The organism is Pseudomonas sp. AP3_22 TE3818, from assembly GCF_053628995.1.
In genome coordinates this window covers 6479086-6496102 of sequence record NZ_JBRJHL010000001.1, presented here as the reverse complement: position 1 = coordinate 6496102, position 17017 = coordinate 6479086, and the positions used below count along the sequence as shown (strand labels likewise).

Genomic DNA, 17017 nt, shown 5'->3' with positions numbered 1-17017 from the left:
CCAGTAATGTCACATTGATATTTCAGCTGTGACCCTGTCTTCGGTGTGTGACCCAGTTCCGCTTTTGAGCTTTCCGACATACGGTCATTCCGCTTGCCATCTTCCGACAACGCGCGCCTTTCAGCCGTGATTCAAGACAAGAAGTCCTGGGAAATTCCTACAATGCGTTTGCCTTTGTTCATGGCTATACCCTTCGCTCTCGCCGCGTCTTTCGTACAGGCGCAATCCTTACCCGAAGCCATGCAACAGGCACTGGATGTCCATCCGGAAGTCCAGGCAGGGGTAAACAGTCGTTTGGCTGCGGACTATCAGTTAAAGGCCGCGCAAGGGGGATACCTCCCACGGGTCGACTTGCTGGGTGGTTATGGCCGCGAAGGCACTGACAGCGTCACCACACGCGGGGACGGCAGCAACCACCACTGGGAAAATCTGAACCGCAGTGAATCGAGCTTGCGACTGACCCAGATGGTTTTTGACGGTTTTGCGACGTCCAGCGAAGTAGGGCGTCAACAAGCCACCGTCAACTCCCGCGCCTATTCGCTGCTGAGTACTTCCGAGCGTACCGGGCTGACCGTGGCCCAGGTCTATCTCGACGTGCTGACCCGGCGTGAATTCGTGCGCCTGGCCGAGGACAACCTCAAGAGCCATCAACGCATTTACGACCAGATCCAGCTGCGCACCCAGCGTGGTGTCGGCAGCGGCGCCGATCTCGATCAGGCGGAGGCGCGGATGGCCCAGGCGCGCAACAACCTGATCACCGAGCAGACCAACCTGGCTGATGCCGAGACCAACTACCTGTCCGCTGTCGGCCAGATGCCCGATCAACTGGAGCGCCCGGCGAGTTTCCTGGCGCTGATGCCGGCCAATCTGAATGAAGCTCGCGCGCAGATGCTGGAAAACAGCCCGATCCTGCGTTCGGCCGAATCCGACATCGCCGCCGCCGAAAAGCAGTACGACACGGCCAAGTCGACCTTCTACCCACGTTTCGATGCTGAGCTGGGTCGCACCGCCGACAACGATATCGATGGTCAGAATGGCCACAACAACGAATGGCAGGCCATTCTGCGCATGCGTTTCAACCTGTATTCCGGCGGCAGCAACAAGGCCGACCTGGAGTCCAAGGCCTACCTGTCGAACCAGGCGCTGGACATCCGCAACAACGCCCTGCGCCAACTGAATGAAGAACTTGGCCTGGCCTGGAACGCCCTGAACAATGCCAATGCCCAGGTGCCGATCGCCCAGCAGTACGTTGATCACAGCACCGCCGTGCGTACCGCTTATCAGCGTCAGTTCAGCCTTGGCGAGCGCACGCTGCTCGATTTGCTCGACAGCGAAAACGAGTTGTTCTCCTCTTCTCGGCGTCTGGCGGAGATCAAGAACAGCCAGTTATTTACTCAGTACCGAATCAAGGCGACCATGGGCGAGTTGCTCAAGAGCCAGGGAGTGGTCGCACCGTTGGCATCCGTTGTGCAGAACGACGTGAAGCCGACGGTCCAATTGCCCGGTATGAATTGAGCGGGACCTTCTTTGTTCAATTGTTAGCCAAGAGTGCCGAGCGTGGAATCAGAAGTCAGTCGGGTTCAACTCATTCATGATCCGCGCGCGTTGCATGACGATCCATTGCTGGATGGCCTGCTTGCTCTTTGCATGCTGCACCAGAAACCGGCCAGCGCGGCCATGCTCACCACCGGCCTGCCACTGCCCGAGCAGCGTTTGAGTGTCGAGCTGCTGCCACGTGCGGCGGCTCGCGCGGGGCTGCAAGGTCGGGTGCTGCAGCGTAAGCTGGGGGACATTCCGGCGATTGCCATGCCGGCATTGTTGCTGCTCAAGGACGGTCGCAGCGCCGTCCTGCTTGGCTGGCAAGGCGAAGATCAGATGCGGGTGCTGCTCAGCGAAAGCGATGGCGGTGAATCCCTGGTCAGCCGCGAGCTGCTGGCCGACGATTACACCGGCAAGGTCTTTTTTGCCCAGCCGCAGCACAAGTTCGACGTCAATCACGGCACGCTGATTCCGCGTGCGCGCTCGTGGTTTCGCGACACCCTCAAGCGTTCGCGCTGGCTGTACGCCGACGCCATTGCCGCCAGTTTTCTGATCAACATCATTGCCATGGCCGCGCCGTTGTTCGTGATGAACGTCTACGACCGTGTCGTGCCGAACCAGGCCGAAGCGACGCTATGGGTGCTGGCCGTCGGCATCTCTGGCGCCTACCTCTTCGACCTGATCCTGAAAAGCCTGCGCAGCCTGTGCCTGGATCTGGCGGGCAAGAAAACCGACCTGATTATCTCGGCCACGCTGTTCGAGCGCATCGTCGGCATGACCATGAAGTACCGGCCGGCACGGGTTGGCAGTTTTGCCCAGAACATCCATGAATTTCAGAGCCTGCGCGATTTCCTCGCCTCGCTGACCCTCACCAGCCTGATCGACCTGCCGTTCACCCTTCTGATTTTCATGGTTATCGCGATCCTCGGCGGCCATCTGGTGTGGATACCGGTGCTGGCATTCCCGATCGCCCTGGCCATCGGCTATGCGTTGCAGAAACCCCTGGTAGCGACGATGGAGCGGACCATGGCGCTGGGGGCCGAGCGTCAGTCGAGCCTGATCGAAACCCTGGCCGGGCTGGATGCGGTAAAGGTCAACAACGCCGAAAGCGAACGCCAGTATCAGTGGGAACAGACCATCGGCACCCTCAGTCGCCTTGAATTGCGGGTGAAGATGCTGTCCGGCCTGGCGATGAACATCACCTTGCTGATCCAGCAACTGGCCGGGGTGATCATGATCGTCTTTGGTGTGTACCAGATCATCGACGGTCACCTGAGCATGGGCGGTCTGATTGCCTGCTACATGCTCAGTGGCCGTGCGCTCAGCCCGCTGGCGTCGCTCTCCGGGTTGCTGACCCGCTATCAACAGGCGCGGGTGACCATGACGTCCGTCGACCAAATGATGGAGCTGCCCCAGGAGCGCAATTTCGAAGAGCGCCCGCTCAGCCGCAAGGTGTTGCAGGGCGCCATTGAATGCCGCCAGCTCAATTTCACGTACCCCCAACAACAGAACCTGGCGCTGAAGAACATCAATCTGGTGATTCGTCCCGGCGAGAAGATCGGCATCATTGGCCGAAGTGGCTCGGGCAAGAGCTCGCTGGCGAAACTGCTGGTAGGGCTCTATCAGCCGGATGATGGCTCGTTGTTGGTCGATGGCGTGGATATCCGCCAGATCGACGTCAGCGAGCTGCGCTACAACATCGGCTACGTGCCCCAGGACATTCAGCTGCTCGCCGGTACGTTGCGCGACAACCTGGTTTCCGGTGCGCGGTATGTCGAGGACGAACTGGTGTTGCAAGCGGCAGAGCTGGCCGGTGTCCACGAATATGCGCGCCTGCATCCGCAGGGTTATGAGCTGCAAGTGGGCGAGCGCGGGCAGAACCTCTCCGGCGGCCAACGGCAGAACGTGGCCCTGGCTCGTGCGTTATTGCTCAATCCGCCGATCCTGCTGCTCGACGAGCCGACCAGTGCCATGGATAACACCGGTGAAGAGCGCCTCAAGCAGCGCCTGGCAGCCGTTATCGAAAACAAGACCGTGGTGCTGGTGACGCATCGGGCATCGCTGTTGTCGCTGGTGGATCGGCTGATCGTGATCGACCGCGGGCAGATACTCGCCGACGGTCCGAAAGCTGCGGTGATGGAAGCGTTGAAGAAGGGGCAAATCAGTGTTGCTTAAGTCGGGTAAGGGTTCGATCCTTCGCTACTTCAAGGGCTCTGCTTCGCTTGAGGGCCAGCCGCTGCCGGAGGTCAACAAGGCGTTGATCGAAGATGCGCCGCGTGTGGTGCGGCTGACGATCTGGGCGATCATCGCGTTCTTCGTCTTCCTGATGCTCTGGGCCAACTTCGCGGTCATCGACGAAGTGACCAAGGGGGATGGCAAGGCGATTCCGTCGTCGAAGATCCAGAAAATCCAGAACCTTGAGGGCGGTATCGTTTCCGAGCTGTTCGTCAAGGAAGGCCAGATCGTCGACGCCGGTGCCCCGCTGCTTCGCCTGGACGACACGCGATTTGCCTCGAACGTCGGTGAAACCGAAGCCGATCGGTTGTCGATGGTACTACGGGTCGAGCGCCTGAGTGCCGAGGTCGACGATCGTCCGCTGAACTTCCCCGAGGATGTACTCAAGGCCGTGCCGGGTCAGGCCAAGAGCGAAGAATCGCTCTATATCAGCCGCCGCCAGCAGTTGCATGACGAGATTGGCGGCTTGCAGGAGCAGTTGATCCAGCGTCAGCAGGAGCTGCGCGAGTTCACCTCCAAGCAGGCGCAGTACCGCCAGCAATTGGGCTTCCAGCGTCAGGAAATCAGCATGTCCGAGCCATTGGTGGCCCAGGGCGCGGTATCGCCGGTGGAAGTCCTGCGCCTCAGGCGTGCCGAAGCAGAGACCCGTGGCCAGCTCGACGCCACCACCCTGGCTATTCCGCGAGCCGAGTCGGCGATCAAGGAAGTACAGCGCAAAATTGACGAAACTCGCGGCAAGTTCCGTAGCGAAGCCCTGACCCAGCTCAATGAAGCACGCACCGATCTGAACAAGGCCCAGGCCACCGGCAAGGCCCTGGAAGACCGGGTCAGCCGGACGCTGGTCACCTCGCCGGTACGGGGTATCGTCAACAAGCTGCTGGTCAACACCATCGGCGGGGTTATCCAGCCAGGCAGCGACCTGGTGGAAATCGTGCCGCTGGACGACACCTTGCTGGTCGAGGCGAAGATCCGCCCGCAGGACATCGCGTTCCTCCATCCGGGGCAGGAAGCGACGGTGAAATTCACCGCCTATGACTACACCATCTACGGTGGGCTGAAGGCCAAGCTGGAACAGATCGGTGCCGACACCATTACCGACGATGACAAGAAAACCACCTATTACATCATCAAGCTGCGCACCGACCGCAGCCACTTGGGCACCGACGAAAAACCCCTGTTGATCATTCCGGGAATGGTGGCTTCCGTGGACATCATCACCGGCAAGAAGACTATCCTCAGCTACCTGCTCAAGCCGATCATCCGCGCGCGGGCCGAGGCGCTGCACGAGCGCTAGATCTTAGTGGATTCACTGGCCCCATCGCGGGCAAGCCCGGCTCCCACAGGTTTTTGTGTCAAACACATGATCGTGTTTTAACAACGAACCTTGTGGGAGCCGGGCTTGCCCGCGATGGGGCCAGTCAAAGCACCACAAACCTGCCAGTAAGTGACAAATAACGTCACTCCTCAATCCATGCAGTCCCTTTTCAATCGCCATATCGTTATTCATTAACGGTATTTAAATTTCAATTCTTATATCTATAAAGTCAATCTCCTGCGTACCTGCCGACCAATCGGCGCGCCGCACGACACGAACCAACACGGGATCTCCGTGAGTTTCTGATCGACGCGCGCGCCCTTGAGCGTGCCGTGCGTGGGAGTGATTTATGTCTGCAGCCTCAGCTTCGCCAAGCATCGCGCCACAATTCTTTGAGATCCGCCCGTTCAGCGGAGCGGTGGGTGCCGAAATCCTCGGCCTCGATTTGTCCCGCCCGATCAATGATCAGGACTTCGCCCGCATTCACCGCGCGCACCTGGACCATCATGTGGTGGTGTTCCGCGACCAGCGCATCACCCCGCAACAGCACATCGATTTCAGCCGTCGTTTTGGCGTATTGCAGATTCACGTGCTCAAGCAGTTCCTGCTGGCAGGGCATCCGGAAATCCTCATCGTTTCCAACATCGTCGAAAACGGCCAGAACATCGGCCTGGGCGACGCCGGCAAGTTCTGGCATTCCGACCTCTCCTACAAACAACTGCCGAGCCTGGGCTCGATGCTGCATGCCCAGGAGCTGCCAGCGGAGGGCGGCGACACCTTGTTCGCCGACATGCACAAGGCCTGGGACAACCTGCCCAAGGCACTGCGCAAAGCGGTGGAAGGCCGCTCGGCTGCGCACTCCTACACGGCGCGTTACAGCGAAACCAAATTCGAAGGCAACTGGCGCCCGACCCTGACCCCGGAGCAACTGGCCCAGGTCGCCGAAGTCGTCCACCCGGTCGTGCGTACCCACCCGGAAAACGGCCGCAAGGCCTTGTTCGTCAGCGAGGGGTTCACCACCCGCATCGTTGGCCTGCCGGAGGACGAAAGCCAGCAACTGTTGGCCGAGCTCTACGCCCACAGCGTGTTGCCGCAAAACATCTACCGCCATCAATGGCAACCCCATGACCTGGTGTTCTGGGACAACCGTTCGCTGATCCACCTCGCCGCCGGCTGCCCCAGCCATCTGCGCCGCAAGCTGTACCGCACCACCATCCAGGGCGACGCGCCTTTCTGAATTGCCGGAGAATTGATCATGTCCAAACGTCTGCCCTTTGCACCCCTGGCCGCCGCCATCGGCCTGGGTTTCAGCCTGATCGCCGGCAGCCTGGTCGCGCCGACCGTGGCCCATGCCGAAGGTGAAATCCGCATCGCCGAACAGTTCGGCATTGTCTACCTGCTGCTCAACGTGGTGCGCGATCAGAACCTGATCGAGAAGTACGGCAAGCAGGAAGGTATCGACATCAAGGTCGACTGGACCCAGCTCTCGGGCGGCGCGGCGGTCAACGATGCGCTGCTGTCCGGCTCGATCGACATAGCCGGTGCCGGTGTCGGCCCGCTGTTGACCATCTGGGACCGCACCCACGGCAAGCAGAACGTCAAGGCCGTGGCTTCCCTCGGTAACTTCCCGTACTACCTGGTGAGCAATAATCCCAAGGTCAAGACCATCGCCGACTTCACCGAGAAGGACCGTATCGCGGTGCCGGCCGTGGGGGTTTCGGTGCAGTCGCGCTTCCTGCAGTACGCGGCCGCCAGGCAGTGGGGCGACAAGGAATTCAACCGCCTCGACAAGTACACCATCGCTGTTCCGCACCCCGACGCGACAGCAGCGCTGGTAGCCGGTGGCACCGAGTTGACCGGGCACTTTTCCAACCCGCCATTCCAGGATCAGGCGCTGGAAAATCCCAATGTACACGTGGTGCTGAACACCTATGACCTGCTTGGACCGAACTCGCCGACCGTTCTATTCGCCACCGAGAAATTCCGCAATGAGAATCCGAAAACCTACAAAGCCTTCATCGAAGCGCTGACCGAGGCCGCACAGTTTGCGCAGAACGATAAAGGCGCAGCGGCGGACACTTACATCCGCGTGACCAAGGCCAAAATCGACCGCGCCGCGTTGCTGAAAATCATCGACAACCCGCAGTTCGAGTTCAGCGTCACGCCGAAAAACACTTACCCGTTGGCCGAGTTCCTCTACCGCGTCGGCGCGATCAAAAACAAACCGGACTCGTGGAAGGATTATTTCTTCCAGGATGCCAAGCCGCTGCAAGGGAGCTGACCGAAATGAACGCCCCTTTGCAAGGCCACACGGTCAGCAATCCGATCGCGGCAGCCCAGGCGCTGCTGTCGGTCGACAACGTCAGCCTCGAGTACCGCACGCCGCAGCGGGTAGTGCGGGCGACCCATCAAGTCAGTTTCGAGATCGACCCGGCGGACCGTTTTGTCCTGCTCGGGCCGTCCGGTTGCGGCAAGTCGACCTTGCTCAAGGCCGCTGCCGGCTTCATCCAGCCAGTGGAAGGCGAGATCCGTCTGCAAGGTCAGCGCGTCGATGCGCCGGGGCCGGACCGGATCGTGGTGTTCCAGGAGTTTGATCAACTGCCACCGTGGAAAACAGTCAAACAGAACGTGATGTTTCCGCTGCTGGCCTCGAAAACCCTCAAGCGCAAAGAGGCTGAAGAGCGGGCGTTGCACTACCTGGACAAGGTCGGTCTGGCGGCGTTTGCCGATGCCTATCCGCACACCTTGTCCGGTGGCATGAAGGCTCGGGTTGCCATCGCCCGGGCGCTGGCGATGCAGCCGAAAATCCTCCTGATGGACGAACCTTTCGCTGCCCTCGATGCGTTGACCCGACGCAAGATGCAGGAGGAACTGTTGCTGCTCTGGGAGGAAGTGCGCTTCACGCTGCTGTTCGTCACGCACTCCATCGAAGAGGCGCTGGTGGTGGGTAACCGCATTCTGTTGCTGTCACCGCACCCGGGGCGAGTGCGGGCGGAAGTGCACAGCCACCAATACGATTTGCACAGCCTCGGCGGTGTGGCGTTTCAGGAATCGGCGCGCCGCATTCACCGGCTGTTGTTCGATGAAGGTCAATCGCCGCAAGCCGAGCATGAGCTGGATTTCGCTGACATCCGCATCGCGTATTGAGCCAGTTGAGAGGAGGGCCCGATGAGCCATTTATCATCCCCGCGTGAAGCGTTCGAAACGGTTTTGCAGCCACTGACCAGCGTGCCGCTGGAGCGTGAACTGCCCCTTGGCCAGCGCCTGTGGCAACAGGGCTGGTTGCGTAAAAGCCTGATCCTGGTGTTGCTCGCCGTGCTCTGGGAAGCCGTTGCGCGCTATCAGAACAACGACTTGCTGCTGCCGAGCTTCTTGCAGACCGCTCACGCGCTGTACGACGGCCTGCTCAGTGGCGAGCTGCTGGGCAAGGTATGGATCTCTCTGGTGGTGTTGCTCAAGGGTTACCTGATCGGCATCGTCCTGGCGTTTGGCCTGACGACACTGGCGGTGTCGACGCAATTCGGTCGCGACTTGCTCAGTACCCTGACGTCGATGTTCAACCCGTTGCCCGCCATCGCGCTATTGCCGCTGGCACTGTTGTGGTTCGGCCTGGGGCAGAACAGCCTGATTTTCGTACTGGTGCATTCGGTGCTTTGGGCCTTGGCGCTGAACACCTACGCAGGGTTTCTCGGCGTCTCGGAAACCCTGCGCATGGCTGGGCGTAACTACGGCCTCAAGGGCATGCGTTTTGTGCTGTTCATCCTGATCCCGGCGGCGCTGCCGTCGATCCTCGCCGGGTTGAAAATCGGCTGGGCGTTTGCCTGGCGGACGTTGATTGCTGCCGAGTTGGTGTTTGGCGCGACCAGCGGCAAGGGGGGGTTGGGGTGGTACATCTTTCAGAATCGCAATGAGCTGTACACTGACAAGGTGTTTGCCGGTCTGGCGGTGGTGATTCTGATTGGGTTGCTGGTGGAGAATCTGGTGTTTGATTCGTTGGAGCGGGTGACGGTGAAGCGCTGGGGGATGCAGCGCTGATCGGAAATCAAAAGATCGCATTGCTCTGGAGGCGCTGCCGAAGGCTGCGATTTTTTGATCTGCTAGCATTGCACCTGGATCAATCCTGATCGGCCATGAGTGCCCTGCATGCAACTCCCGGACATGAACCTGCTGGTCGCCCTCGACGCCTTGCTCGACGAGGGCAGTGTGGTGGGGGCGGCGCGGCGGATGAACCTGAGCCCGGCGGCCATGAGCCGGACGCTGACGCGCATTCGCGAAGCCATTGGCGACCCGATCCTGGTGCGCGCCGGCCGCGGCCTGGTGCCGACACCCAAGGCGCTGGAATTGCGCGAGCAAGTGCGCAGCGTTGTCGAGCAGGCCGGTCTGCTGTTTCGGTCGGCCGATGCGGTGGAGCTGAGTTCGCTGCGGCGGCGGTTCAGTATTCGGGCCAACGACTTCTTTGTCGGTGTTTACGGCGGCAAGTTGTTCGACACCCTCGACCGGCAGGCGCCGCACTGCGAATTGCGTTTCGTCCCGGAAGGCGATGGCGATGATGAGGCCTTGCGCGAAGGGCGGATCGATCTGAGCGTCAGCAACACCCGTCCGGTGACCCCGGAAGTGAAGGTTCAGAACCTGTTTTCCACCCACTTCGTCGGCCTGGTGCGCGAGGATCATCCGCTGCTGGACGAAGAGATCACGGCTGAGCGCTATGCCGGTTATTCACATATCAGCATGTCCAGGCGCGGCATTGCCCGGGGGCCGATCGATACCGCGCTCAATGCCCTGGGCCTGGAGCGGCGGGTGGCGGTGATCGCGCCAAGCTTTCATGCGGCGATGTTTGCCTTGCCCGATTCCGACCTGATCCTGCCGGTGCCCAAGGAAGCCTTGCTGAGTGTGCGGCGGCTGGGGTTGAAACTGCGCTCGTTCAACCTGCCGATTCCGTTGCCGACCCTGATGCTGACCCAGGCCTGGCACCCGCGCTTCGACAAGGACCCGGCGCACCGCTGGCTGCGTGAAACCCTGAAAACCTGCTGCGATGAAACGTGGCTGGCTGCTCAGCCTGAAAGTCACCGCTGACCCCCTGTGGGAGCGGGCTTGCTCGCGAAGGCGGTTCATCATTCAACATTGATACTGGCTGACCCAACGCCTTCGCGAGCAAGCCCGCTCCCACAAGGGGTTTTGTATCATTGCGTCTGGCGCACTTATAACCTGCCGATAAGTTGATTTTCGTCAGGCATCACGCTTTTTAGAATGCTTCGGTCTTTCCACGCCGGAGCTCGCAGTACATGACTTCCCTTACGGTCACGGCACCTGTCGCGGCGGCCAGCACGGCAGCCGCACCGCCGGTCTTCGGCCCGCGGATCATCATCGGCCTGGTGGGCGTGCTGCTGGCGGTGCTGGTGTCGGGCCTGAACGAGATGGTGACCAAGGTCGCGCTCGCCGACATCCGCGGTGCGTTGGCCATCGGCTACGACGAAGGCACCTGGCTGGTCGCCTGTTACACCGCGACGTCGGTGGCGGCCATGGCGTTTGCGCCCTGGTGTGCGGTGACGTTCTCGTTGCGGCGTTTCACCCTGTGCGCCATCAGCCTGTTCACCCTGTTGGGTGTGTTGTGCCCCTTCGCCCCGAATTACGAAAGCCTGCTATTGCTGCGCACCTTGCAAGGCCTGGCGGGCGGCGCACTGCCCCCCATGTTGATGACCGTGGCCCTGCGGTTTCTGCCCGCCAACGTGAAGTTGTATGGCCTGGCCGGCTATGCCCTGACGGCGACGTTCGGTCCGGGCCTGGGCACGCCATTGGCCGGGCTGTGGACCGAATACGTCGGCTGGCAATGGACTTTCTGGCAAATCATCGCGCCGTGCCTGATTGCCATGGTAGCGGTAGCGTATGGCTTGCCCCAGGACCCGCTGCGCCTGGAGCGCTTCAAGTCCTTCAACTGGCGCGGATTGCTGCTGGGCTTTCCCGCCATCTGCATGCTGGTGATCGGCATCCTGCAGGGCAACCGCCTGGACTGGTTCGAGTCGAACCTGATCTGCGGATTGCTCGGTGGCGGGCTGTTGCTGCTGGTGCTGTTTTTGGGCGGCGAGTGGGCGCAGCCGATGCCGTTTTTCAAGATGCAGATGCTCGGCATCCGTAACCTGTCCTTTGCCCTGCTGACCCTGGCGGGCGTGCTGGTGGTGTTGCAGGCGGTGATCATCATTCCGTCCAGCTACCTGGCGCAGGTTCAGGGTTATCGCCCGGTGCAGACCGCACCGATCATGCTGCTGGCGGCGCTGCCGCAATTGATTGCGCTGCCGTTGGTGGCGACGCTGTGCAACTTTCGCTGGGTCGATTGCCGCTGGGTATTGGGCATCGGCCTGAGCATGCTGGCGTTGTCGTGCGTCGGCGGCTCGCAACTGACGTCCGCGTGGATTCGCGACGATTTCTATGTGCTGCAATGGCTGCAGATTTTCGGTCAGCCCATGGCGGTGTTGCCGCTGCTGATGCTGTCCACCGGCAGCATCAACCCGATGCAAGGGCCGTTCGCATCGGCCTGGTTCAACACTGTCAAAGGCCTGTCGGCGGTCATCGCCACCGGGGTGATCGAAGCGCTGACCACGGCACGTCTGCATTTTCACTCGACCATGCTGGTCGATCGTCTCGGCAACTCGCCGCTGACCGAGCGCGACAGCGCAAGTCTCGCTCATCGTCTGCATGAGCAAGCGCTGGTGCTCACGTCCTCTGATCTTTACCTGTGCATGGCCGGTGTCGCCGTGACCTTGATCCTGCTGATTTTCTGGCTGCCGACGCGGATCTATCCGCCGCGCACACCGACCTGAATGCTCCACTGAAACAGAAGGTTTTTATGAACACCCAAGCAAAGCAGAAAGTCGCGGTGGCCGTGGCCGTCGCATTGGCCGTCGGAGGGGCGTTGTACCTGGCAATGCCCGGCCTGTTCGGCCAGCGTACCCAGCAGAACACCAACGATGCTTACGTCTCGGCGGATTTCACCCTGGTCGTGCCGCGGGTCGCCGGGTTTATCAAGGAAGTGCTGGTCGAGGACAACCAGCAGGTCAAGGCGGGGCAATTGCTGGCGCTGATCGATGACCGGGATTTGCGCGCCGCCGCTCAGGCCGCCGACGCCGAAACGCTGGTGGCCAGGGCGCAACTGCAAAACGCCCGGGCGACCCTGGAGCGCCAGGCCTCGGTGATTGCCCAGGCGCAATCCTCGGTGGTTTCGGCCAAGGCGGAAATGGCCTTTGCCGAGCATGAATTGAACCGCTACAAGCACCTCGCCGGGGTGGGCGCCGGCACGGTGCAAAATGCGCAACAGGCGCAAACACGCATCGACCAGGCCGGCGCGCGGCTGGCCAATGCCACGGCGGTACTGGCGGCGGAGCGCAAGCAGGTGGAGATCCTGACGGCCCAGCGCGATGCGGCAGAAGGTGGTCTGAAGCGGGCGCAAGCGAAGCTGGAAATGGCCAGCTACGAGTTGTCCTATACGCGGATCGTGGCGCCACAGGACGGTATGGTCGGAGAGCGCGCGGTGCGGGTCGGTGCCTACGTGACGCCGGGCAGCAAGATCCTTGCCGTGGTGCCGCTGGCGCAGGCTTATGTGATGGCCAATTTCCAGGAAACGCAACTGACTGATGTGCAGCCGGGGCAGGCGGTGCAAGTGCGCGTCGACAGCCTGGGCGGTGCGGCACTCAACGGTCGTGTCGAAAGCATCGCACCGGCCACCGGGGTGACGTTCGCCGCGATCAAGCCGGACAATGCCACTGGCAACTTCACCAAGGTGGTGCAGCGGATACCGGTGAAGATCGTGCTGGAGCCGGGACAACCGCTGGCCGAGCGCTTGCGGGTGGGGATGTCGGTGGAAGCGAGTATTGATACTGTCAGCGCCAAGGCGAAAGAGGTTGTTCAGCGATGAAGATTTTCGTTGATCGCGCTGGCGCCTTCGCGAGCAAGCCCGCTCCCACAGTTGACCGCATTCCCCTGTGGGAGCGGGCTTGCTCGCGAAGAGGTCATCAGCCTCGCCTGACTTTTTCTGCCTTGCTTGTGCTGAGCCTGTCAGCCTGCACCGTCGGCCCGGACTTCCAGAAGCCTGATGCACAGCAAATCACCGAATGGGCAAAACCGGCCAAATCCGCCGCCAGCCAGGCCATCGCCGAAACAATGGCCGAGCGCTGGTGGGAAGTGTTCCACGACCCGAAACTCTCGGCCTTGAGCCAGCGCGCCCTGACCGACAACCTCGACCTGAAGCTGGCGGGCAGCCGTTTGCAGCAAAGTCGTGCGGTGCGTCAGGTCATCACTGCCAACCGCTACCCCAACACGGCCGCCAGTGGCAGTTACGGGCGCAATCGCAACAGTGGTGAAGGCTTGAACGACCCGTCAGGACACAACGGCCAATCCGCCTTCAACTTGTGGAATGCCGGCTTTTCCGCTTCCTGGGAGCTGGACTTCTGGGGCCGCGTGCGTCGGGAAACCGAAGCGGCCGACGCCACTTTGGAGGTTGCCGAGAACGATCGGCGTGGTGTGCTGCTGTCGGTGCTGGCCGAAACCGCCCAGGACTACATTCAATTGCGCGGTGTGCAGAACACCCGGCTCGTCACCGAACAGAACCTCGACGTCGCCCGCCATAGCCTCAAGCTTTCGCAACTGCGCCTGGCCGACGGCGTCGCGACGGATCTGGATGTCGCCGAAGCCGCCGCGCAGGTGGCGGCCATCGAATCGCGCCTGCCCGCGCTGGAGCAGCGCCAGTGGCAACTGATCAATGCCTTGAGCCTGTTGATGGGCGAAGCGCCCCAGGCATTGGCGGCGGAGTTATCCACAGACGCCCCGGTGCCACAAACGCCGCGCCAGGTCGCCATTGGCTTGCCCTCGCAACTGGCTGAGCGTCGGCCGGACATTCGCCAGGCCGAAGCGCGACTGCATGCCGCCACGGCCAGCATTGGCGTAGCCAAGGGGGATTTCTATCCGCGCATCACCCTGTCGGGGAACATCGGCTCCCAGGCCATGCAGCTGAGCGATTTCGGCTCCTGGGGTTCGCGTTCGTTCGGGATCGGCCCGCAGTTCAGCTTGCCGTTGTTCGACGGTGGGCGTTTGCGGGGCGTGCTCCAATTGCGCGAAGCACAACAACAGGAAGCGGCCATTGCCTATCAGCAAACCGTGTTGCGCGCCTGGCATGAAATCGATGACCAACTGACCGCCTACAACGCCAGCCAATTACGCCGCGACAGCCTGGCCGAAGCCGTGCGTCAGAACCGCATTGCGCTGGACACCGCGCAACAGCAGTACGTTGAGGGCGTGGTGGATTTCGTCACCGTACTCACCGTGCAAGGGGCGTTGCTGGCCACGCAGGAGCAGTGGGTCGAGAGTTCGACCGGCGTGTCGCTGGCGGCCGTCGGGTTGTACAAGGCGTTGGGTGGGGGGTGGGAGTCGGTGTATCCGTTGACCGAGACGGCGCAGCGCTGACGGTGCAGCCGCCGGCTATCGCTCCATCAGCGTGTCGGCATCGACGTTGCTCGGCTTGAAGGTCTAAAGTGATGCGCAAACAATCGGGCTCTTCACTCAACTTTACAAGGGGAGGCAATGGAGGCGCGCAGAGAAACGCCGATGGGCGACACTCAGGGACCACACGCCAATCCTGGTTTCGCCAGGGGCGCGCAACCGTTGATCCGCTGGGCGCGGGAGCATTGGCTGGTGCCGATTCTGGTATTGGCCGCGCTGGTGCGATTCTACGATCTGACCGCTGCCGCGATTTGGGGCGACGAGGGCTCCAGCCTGCTGCTGGCCCGTTATTCATTACCTGACATCTGGGTGCACGCCGCCTACGACGTGCACCCGCCGCTGTACTTCATACTGCTGCACGGCTGGATCGCGATGTTTGGCGACGGCATATTGTCGATCCGCTGCCTCAGCGCCCTGCCGGGGATCGCCTCGGTCGGGCTCGGCGTGTGGCTGGTCGATCGGCTCGCCACCCGCCGAGCCGCAATATGGGCCGGCGTCCTGTTGGCGCTGCTGCCCACGGCGGTGCGCTACAGCCAGGAAGTGCGAATGTATTCGCTGCTGGGACTGTGGTTGCTGGGGGCAACCATTGCGCTGGTGTACTGGATCCGCAAGCCGCAGCGCCGGCGCTATCTGGTGATCTATGTCGTGCTGATGAGCGCGGCGTTTTACACCCATTACTTCACAGCCCTGTGCGTGCTCTGCCATTGGTTGTACCTGGGGATCATCCGCGTGCAGCCGGGGCATCGTCTGCGGCACATCCAGCGGAATGACTGGTGGCTGGCCAATGTGGCTATCGTGGCATTGTATCTGCCGTGGCTGCCGGGGTTTGTCGACCTGCTTCGGCACCTGGATCAGCTCAGGGCCAATGGCGATGTTGGCTGGGAGTTGCCCGTCAGTCTGGACTCCTTACCCTCGATGGTCTGGTCATTGCTGACTCAGGACGACGGCGAAAGCCTGCCAGTACTGCTTTTCATTGCCTTGCCTTTGGCCTTGCCGTTGCTGGCATGGGTGGCGCTGGCGCGTGACCGAAGCGTGTCCCGCGGCAGTGCGTTGCTCGCGGTCTACACCTTTGTCCCGATGCTGCTGGTGTTCGCGGTGTCGTTTTTTTCGCCGATATTCATCGAGCGATACCTCACCGCCTATGCGCTTGGCCTGCCGTTGCTGGCGGCATTGGCGATCGATCGCCTGTACAGCGGCTCCCGGGTGCTGGCCCTGACGGTGCTGGTGCTGTTCGTCGGTGTGGAACTGGTGGGCCTGAAAAACAATGCGACGGTAGACGTCCATGATCAGGTCAATGTCCTGGTGGAGGACGTCAATCTGCATTTTCAGCCGGGCGACCGGATCGTCACCAGTGACATGCTCTGGTACTTGAGTTACGTCTACTACAACCGCACCAATACCCAGCCCCTGCTGTACACCCCGCCGCGAACCGATGGCACTTCGAGCCGGCCGAATGACTATGGTTTCGGTACCTTGACGACGCCAGACGTGTATCTGGACCACTTGAGCGATCTGCCCAAGGGCACGGGAAGAATCTGGCTGATCGGTACCGCCGACGTTCCGGACGAGTTTGCACCGTTGCCGGCGCAATGGCAGATCGCTCGTCAGATGAAAGCCGGTGGGGTTGTCGCGAGGTTGTACCTGTCCGGCAATGCCGGGCAATGAGTGACGACATCGCAACCTTCAAGATTTCGACGACAAGTCAGCCATGCCCTTGAGCAATTCGATCGGCAATGGAAAGACGATGGTCGAGCTCTTGTCGCCGGCAATCGAACTCAGGGTCTGCATGTAGCGCAGTTGCATGGCCCCCGGTTGGCGGCCAAGCATTTCGGCGGCCTGCATGAGTTTTTCCGAGGCCTGCAATTCGCCTTCGGCGTGGATCACCTTGGCGCGCCGTTCCCGCTCGGCTTCGGCCTGCTTGGCGATGGCACGGACCATCGATTCGTTGAGGTCCACGTGCTTGATCTCGACGTTGGCGACCTTGATGCCCCAGGCGTCGGTCTGGGCGTCGAGCACTTGCTGGATGTCCAGGTTCAACCGTTCGCGTTCGGCCAACAGTTCGTCCAGTTCGTGTTTACCCAGCACCGCCCGCAACGTGGTTTGCGCCAATTGGCTGGTGGCGGCCAGGAAATCCTCGACCTGGATGATGGCCTTCTGCGGATCGAGCACGCGGAAATACAGCACCGCGTTGACCTTGACCGACACGTTGTCGCGGGTGATCACGTCTTGCGGCGGCACGTCCAGCACCACAGTCCGCAAGTCGACCCTGACCATTTGCTGGACCACCGGAATCAGCAGGATCAGGCCGGGGCCTTTGACCTGCCAGAAGCGCCCGAGCTGGAACACCACCCCGCGCTCGTACTCGCGCAGGATGCGGAACGTCGACCCCGCCAGTGCGATGAGCAACAGCAGCAGCGCGACAAGACCTAATTGCAAACCCAT

Annotated in this window: 13 protein-coding genes; 12 read left to right on the top strand and 1 reads right to left on the bottom strand. The window is 61.4% G+C overall.

The window, feature by feature from the left end:
- The first annotated feature begins 162 nt into the window (after nucleotides 1-162).
- From AB7M25_RS29470 to AB7M25_RS29415, 12 genes are all read left to right on the top strand, one after another.
- A complete protein-coding gene (locus tag AB7M25_RS29470) occupies nucleotides 163-1515 on the top strand; it encodes a TolC family outer membrane protein (protein ID WP_454238328.1) in 1353 nt (450 codons plus the stop codon).
- A 42-nt stretch (nucleotides 1516-1557) separates the two neighbouring features.
- Complete coding sequence (locus tag AB7M25_RS29465; protein ID WP_429518346.1) at nucleotides 1558-3714, top strand: type I secretion system permease/ATPase; 2157 nt, start codon at nucleotides 1558-1560, stop codon at nucleotides 3712-3714.
- Nucleotides 3704-5068: an HlyD family type I secretion periplasmic adaptor subunit gene (locus AB7M25_RS29460; protein ID WP_429387351.1), complete on the top strand. Its 1365-nt coding sequence runs from the start codon at nucleotides 3704-3706 to the stop codon at nucleotides 5066-5068. The genes AB7M25_RS29465 and AB7M25_RS29460 overlap by 11 nt, the downstream gene beginning before the upstream one ends.
- 370 nt (nucleotides 5069-5438) lie before the next feature.
- The gene (locus AB7M25_RS29455; RefSeq protein WP_429387353.1) at nucleotides 5439-6326 is read left to right on the top strand and encodes a TauD/TfdA dioxygenase family protein; all 888 of its coding nucleotides are present in this window, start codon (nucleotides 5439-5441) and stop codon (nucleotides 6324-6326) included.
- An 18-nt stretch (nucleotides 6327-6344) separates the two neighbouring features.
- The gene (locus AB7M25_RS29450; RefSeq protein ID WP_015092949.1) at nucleotides 6345-7370 is read left to right on the top strand and encodes an ABC transporter substrate-binding protein; all 1026 of its coding nucleotides are present in this window, start codon (nucleotides 6345-6347) and stop codon (nucleotides 7368-7370) included.
- Between the two features lie 5 nt (nucleotides 7371-7375).
- A complete protein-coding gene (locus AB7M25_RS29445; RefSeq protein WP_116582493.1) occupies nucleotides 7376-8236 on the top strand; it encodes an ABC transporter ATP-binding protein in 861 nt (286 codons plus the stop codon).
- A gap of 21 nt (nucleotides 8237-8257) precedes the next feature.
- Nucleotides 8258-9124: an ABC transporter permease gene (locus tag AB7M25_RS29440; RefSeq protein WP_007977620.1), complete on the top strand. Its 867-nt coding sequence runs from the start codon at nucleotides 8258-8260 to the stop codon at nucleotides 9122-9124.
- A gap of 108 nt (nucleotides 9125-9232) precedes the next feature.
- Nucleotides 9233-10162 (top strand): LysR family transcriptional regulator, encoded by a 930-nt coding sequence (locus tag AB7M25_RS29435; protein ID WP_454238327.1) that lies wholly within the window; start codon nucleotides 9233-9235, stop codon nucleotides 10160-10162.
- Between the two features lie 209 nt (nucleotides 10163-10371).
- A complete protein-coding gene (locus AB7M25_RS29430) occupies nucleotides 10372-11904 on the top strand; it encodes an MFS transporter (protein ID WP_454238326.1) in 1533 nt (510 codons plus the stop codon).
- A 26-nt stretch (nucleotides 11905-11930) separates the two neighbouring features.
- Nucleotides 11931-12995: an HlyD family secretion protein gene (locus AB7M25_RS29425; RefSeq protein WP_454238325.1), complete on the top strand. Its 1065-nt coding sequence runs from the start codon at nucleotides 11931-11933 to the stop codon at nucleotides 12993-12995.
- A complete protein-coding gene (locus AB7M25_RS29420) occupies nucleotides 12992-14539 on the top strand; it encodes an efflux transporter outer membrane subunit (RefSeq protein ID WP_429561031.1) in 1548 nt (515 codons plus the stop codon). Before AB7M25_RS29425 ends, AB7M25_RS29420 begins: the two co-directional genes overlap by 4 nt.
- Nucleotides 14540-14656: 117 nt before the next feature.
- Nucleotides 14657-16240: a glycosyltransferase family 39 protein gene (locus AB7M25_RS29415; RefSeq protein ID WP_429387363.1), complete on the top strand. Its 1584-nt coding sequence runs from the start codon at nucleotides 14657-14659 to the stop codon at nucleotides 16238-16240.
- An 18-nt stretch (nucleotides 16241-16258) separates the two neighbouring features.
- Here the strand turns inward: AB7M25_RS29415 and AB7M25_RS29410 are convergent, their stop codons facing one another.
- Complete coding sequence (locus tag AB7M25_RS29410) at nucleotides 16259-17017, bottom strand: slipin family protein (RefSeq protein WP_429387365.1); 759 nt, start codon at nucleotides 17015-17017, stop codon at nucleotides 16259-16261.

What these genes read in the sequence shown, in the direction of transcription:
- AB7M25_RS29420 (WP_429561031.1), top strand. Translation starts at nt 12,992, where the DNA reads ATGAAGATTTTCGTTGATCGCGCTGGCGCCTTCGCGAGCAAGCCCGCT.
- AB7M25_RS29415 (WP_429387363.1), top strand. Translation starts at nt 14,657, where the DNA reads ATGGAGGCGCGCAGAGAAACGCCGATGGGCGACACTCAGGGACCACAC.
- AB7M25_RS29425 (WP_454238325.1), top strand. Translation starts at nt 11,931, where the DNA reads ATGAACACCCAAGCAAAGCAGAAAGTCGCGGTGGCCGTGGCCGTCGCA.
- AB7M25_RS29435 (WP_454238327.1), top strand. Translation starts at nt 9,233, where the DNA reads ATGCAACTCCCGGACATGAACCTGCTGGTCGCCCTCGACGCCTTGCTC.
- AB7M25_RS29410 (WP_429387365.1), bottom strand. Translation starts at nt 17,017, where the DNA reads ATGGGTTTGCAATTAGGTCTTGTCGCGCTGCTGCTGTTGCTCATCGCA.
- AB7M25_RS29455 (WP_429387353.1), top strand. Translation starts at nt 5,439, where the DNA reads ATGTCTGCAGCCTCAGCTTCGCCAAGCATCGCGCCACAATTCTTTGAG.
- AB7M25_RS29470 (WP_454238328.1), top strand. Translation starts at nt 163, where the DNA reads ATGCGTTTGCCTTTGTTCATGGCTATACCCTTCGCTCTCGCCGCGTCT.
- AB7M25_RS29430 (WP_454238326.1), top strand. Translation starts at nt 10,372, where the DNA reads ATGACTTCCCTTACGGTCACGGCACCTGTCGCGGCGGCCAGCACGGCA.
- AB7M25_RS29440 (WP_007977620.1), top strand. Translation starts at nt 8,258, where the DNA reads ATGAGCCATTTATCATCCCCGCGTGAAGCGTTCGAAACGGTTTTGCAG.
- AB7M25_RS29445 (WP_116582493.1), top strand. Translation starts at nt 7,376, where the DNA reads ATGAACGCCCCTTTGCAAGGCCACACGGTCAGCAATCCGATCGCGGCA.
- AB7M25_RS29450 (WP_015092949.1), top strand. Translation starts at nt 6,345, where the DNA reads ATGTCCAAACGTCTGCCCTTTGCACCCCTGGCCGCCGCCATCGGCCTG.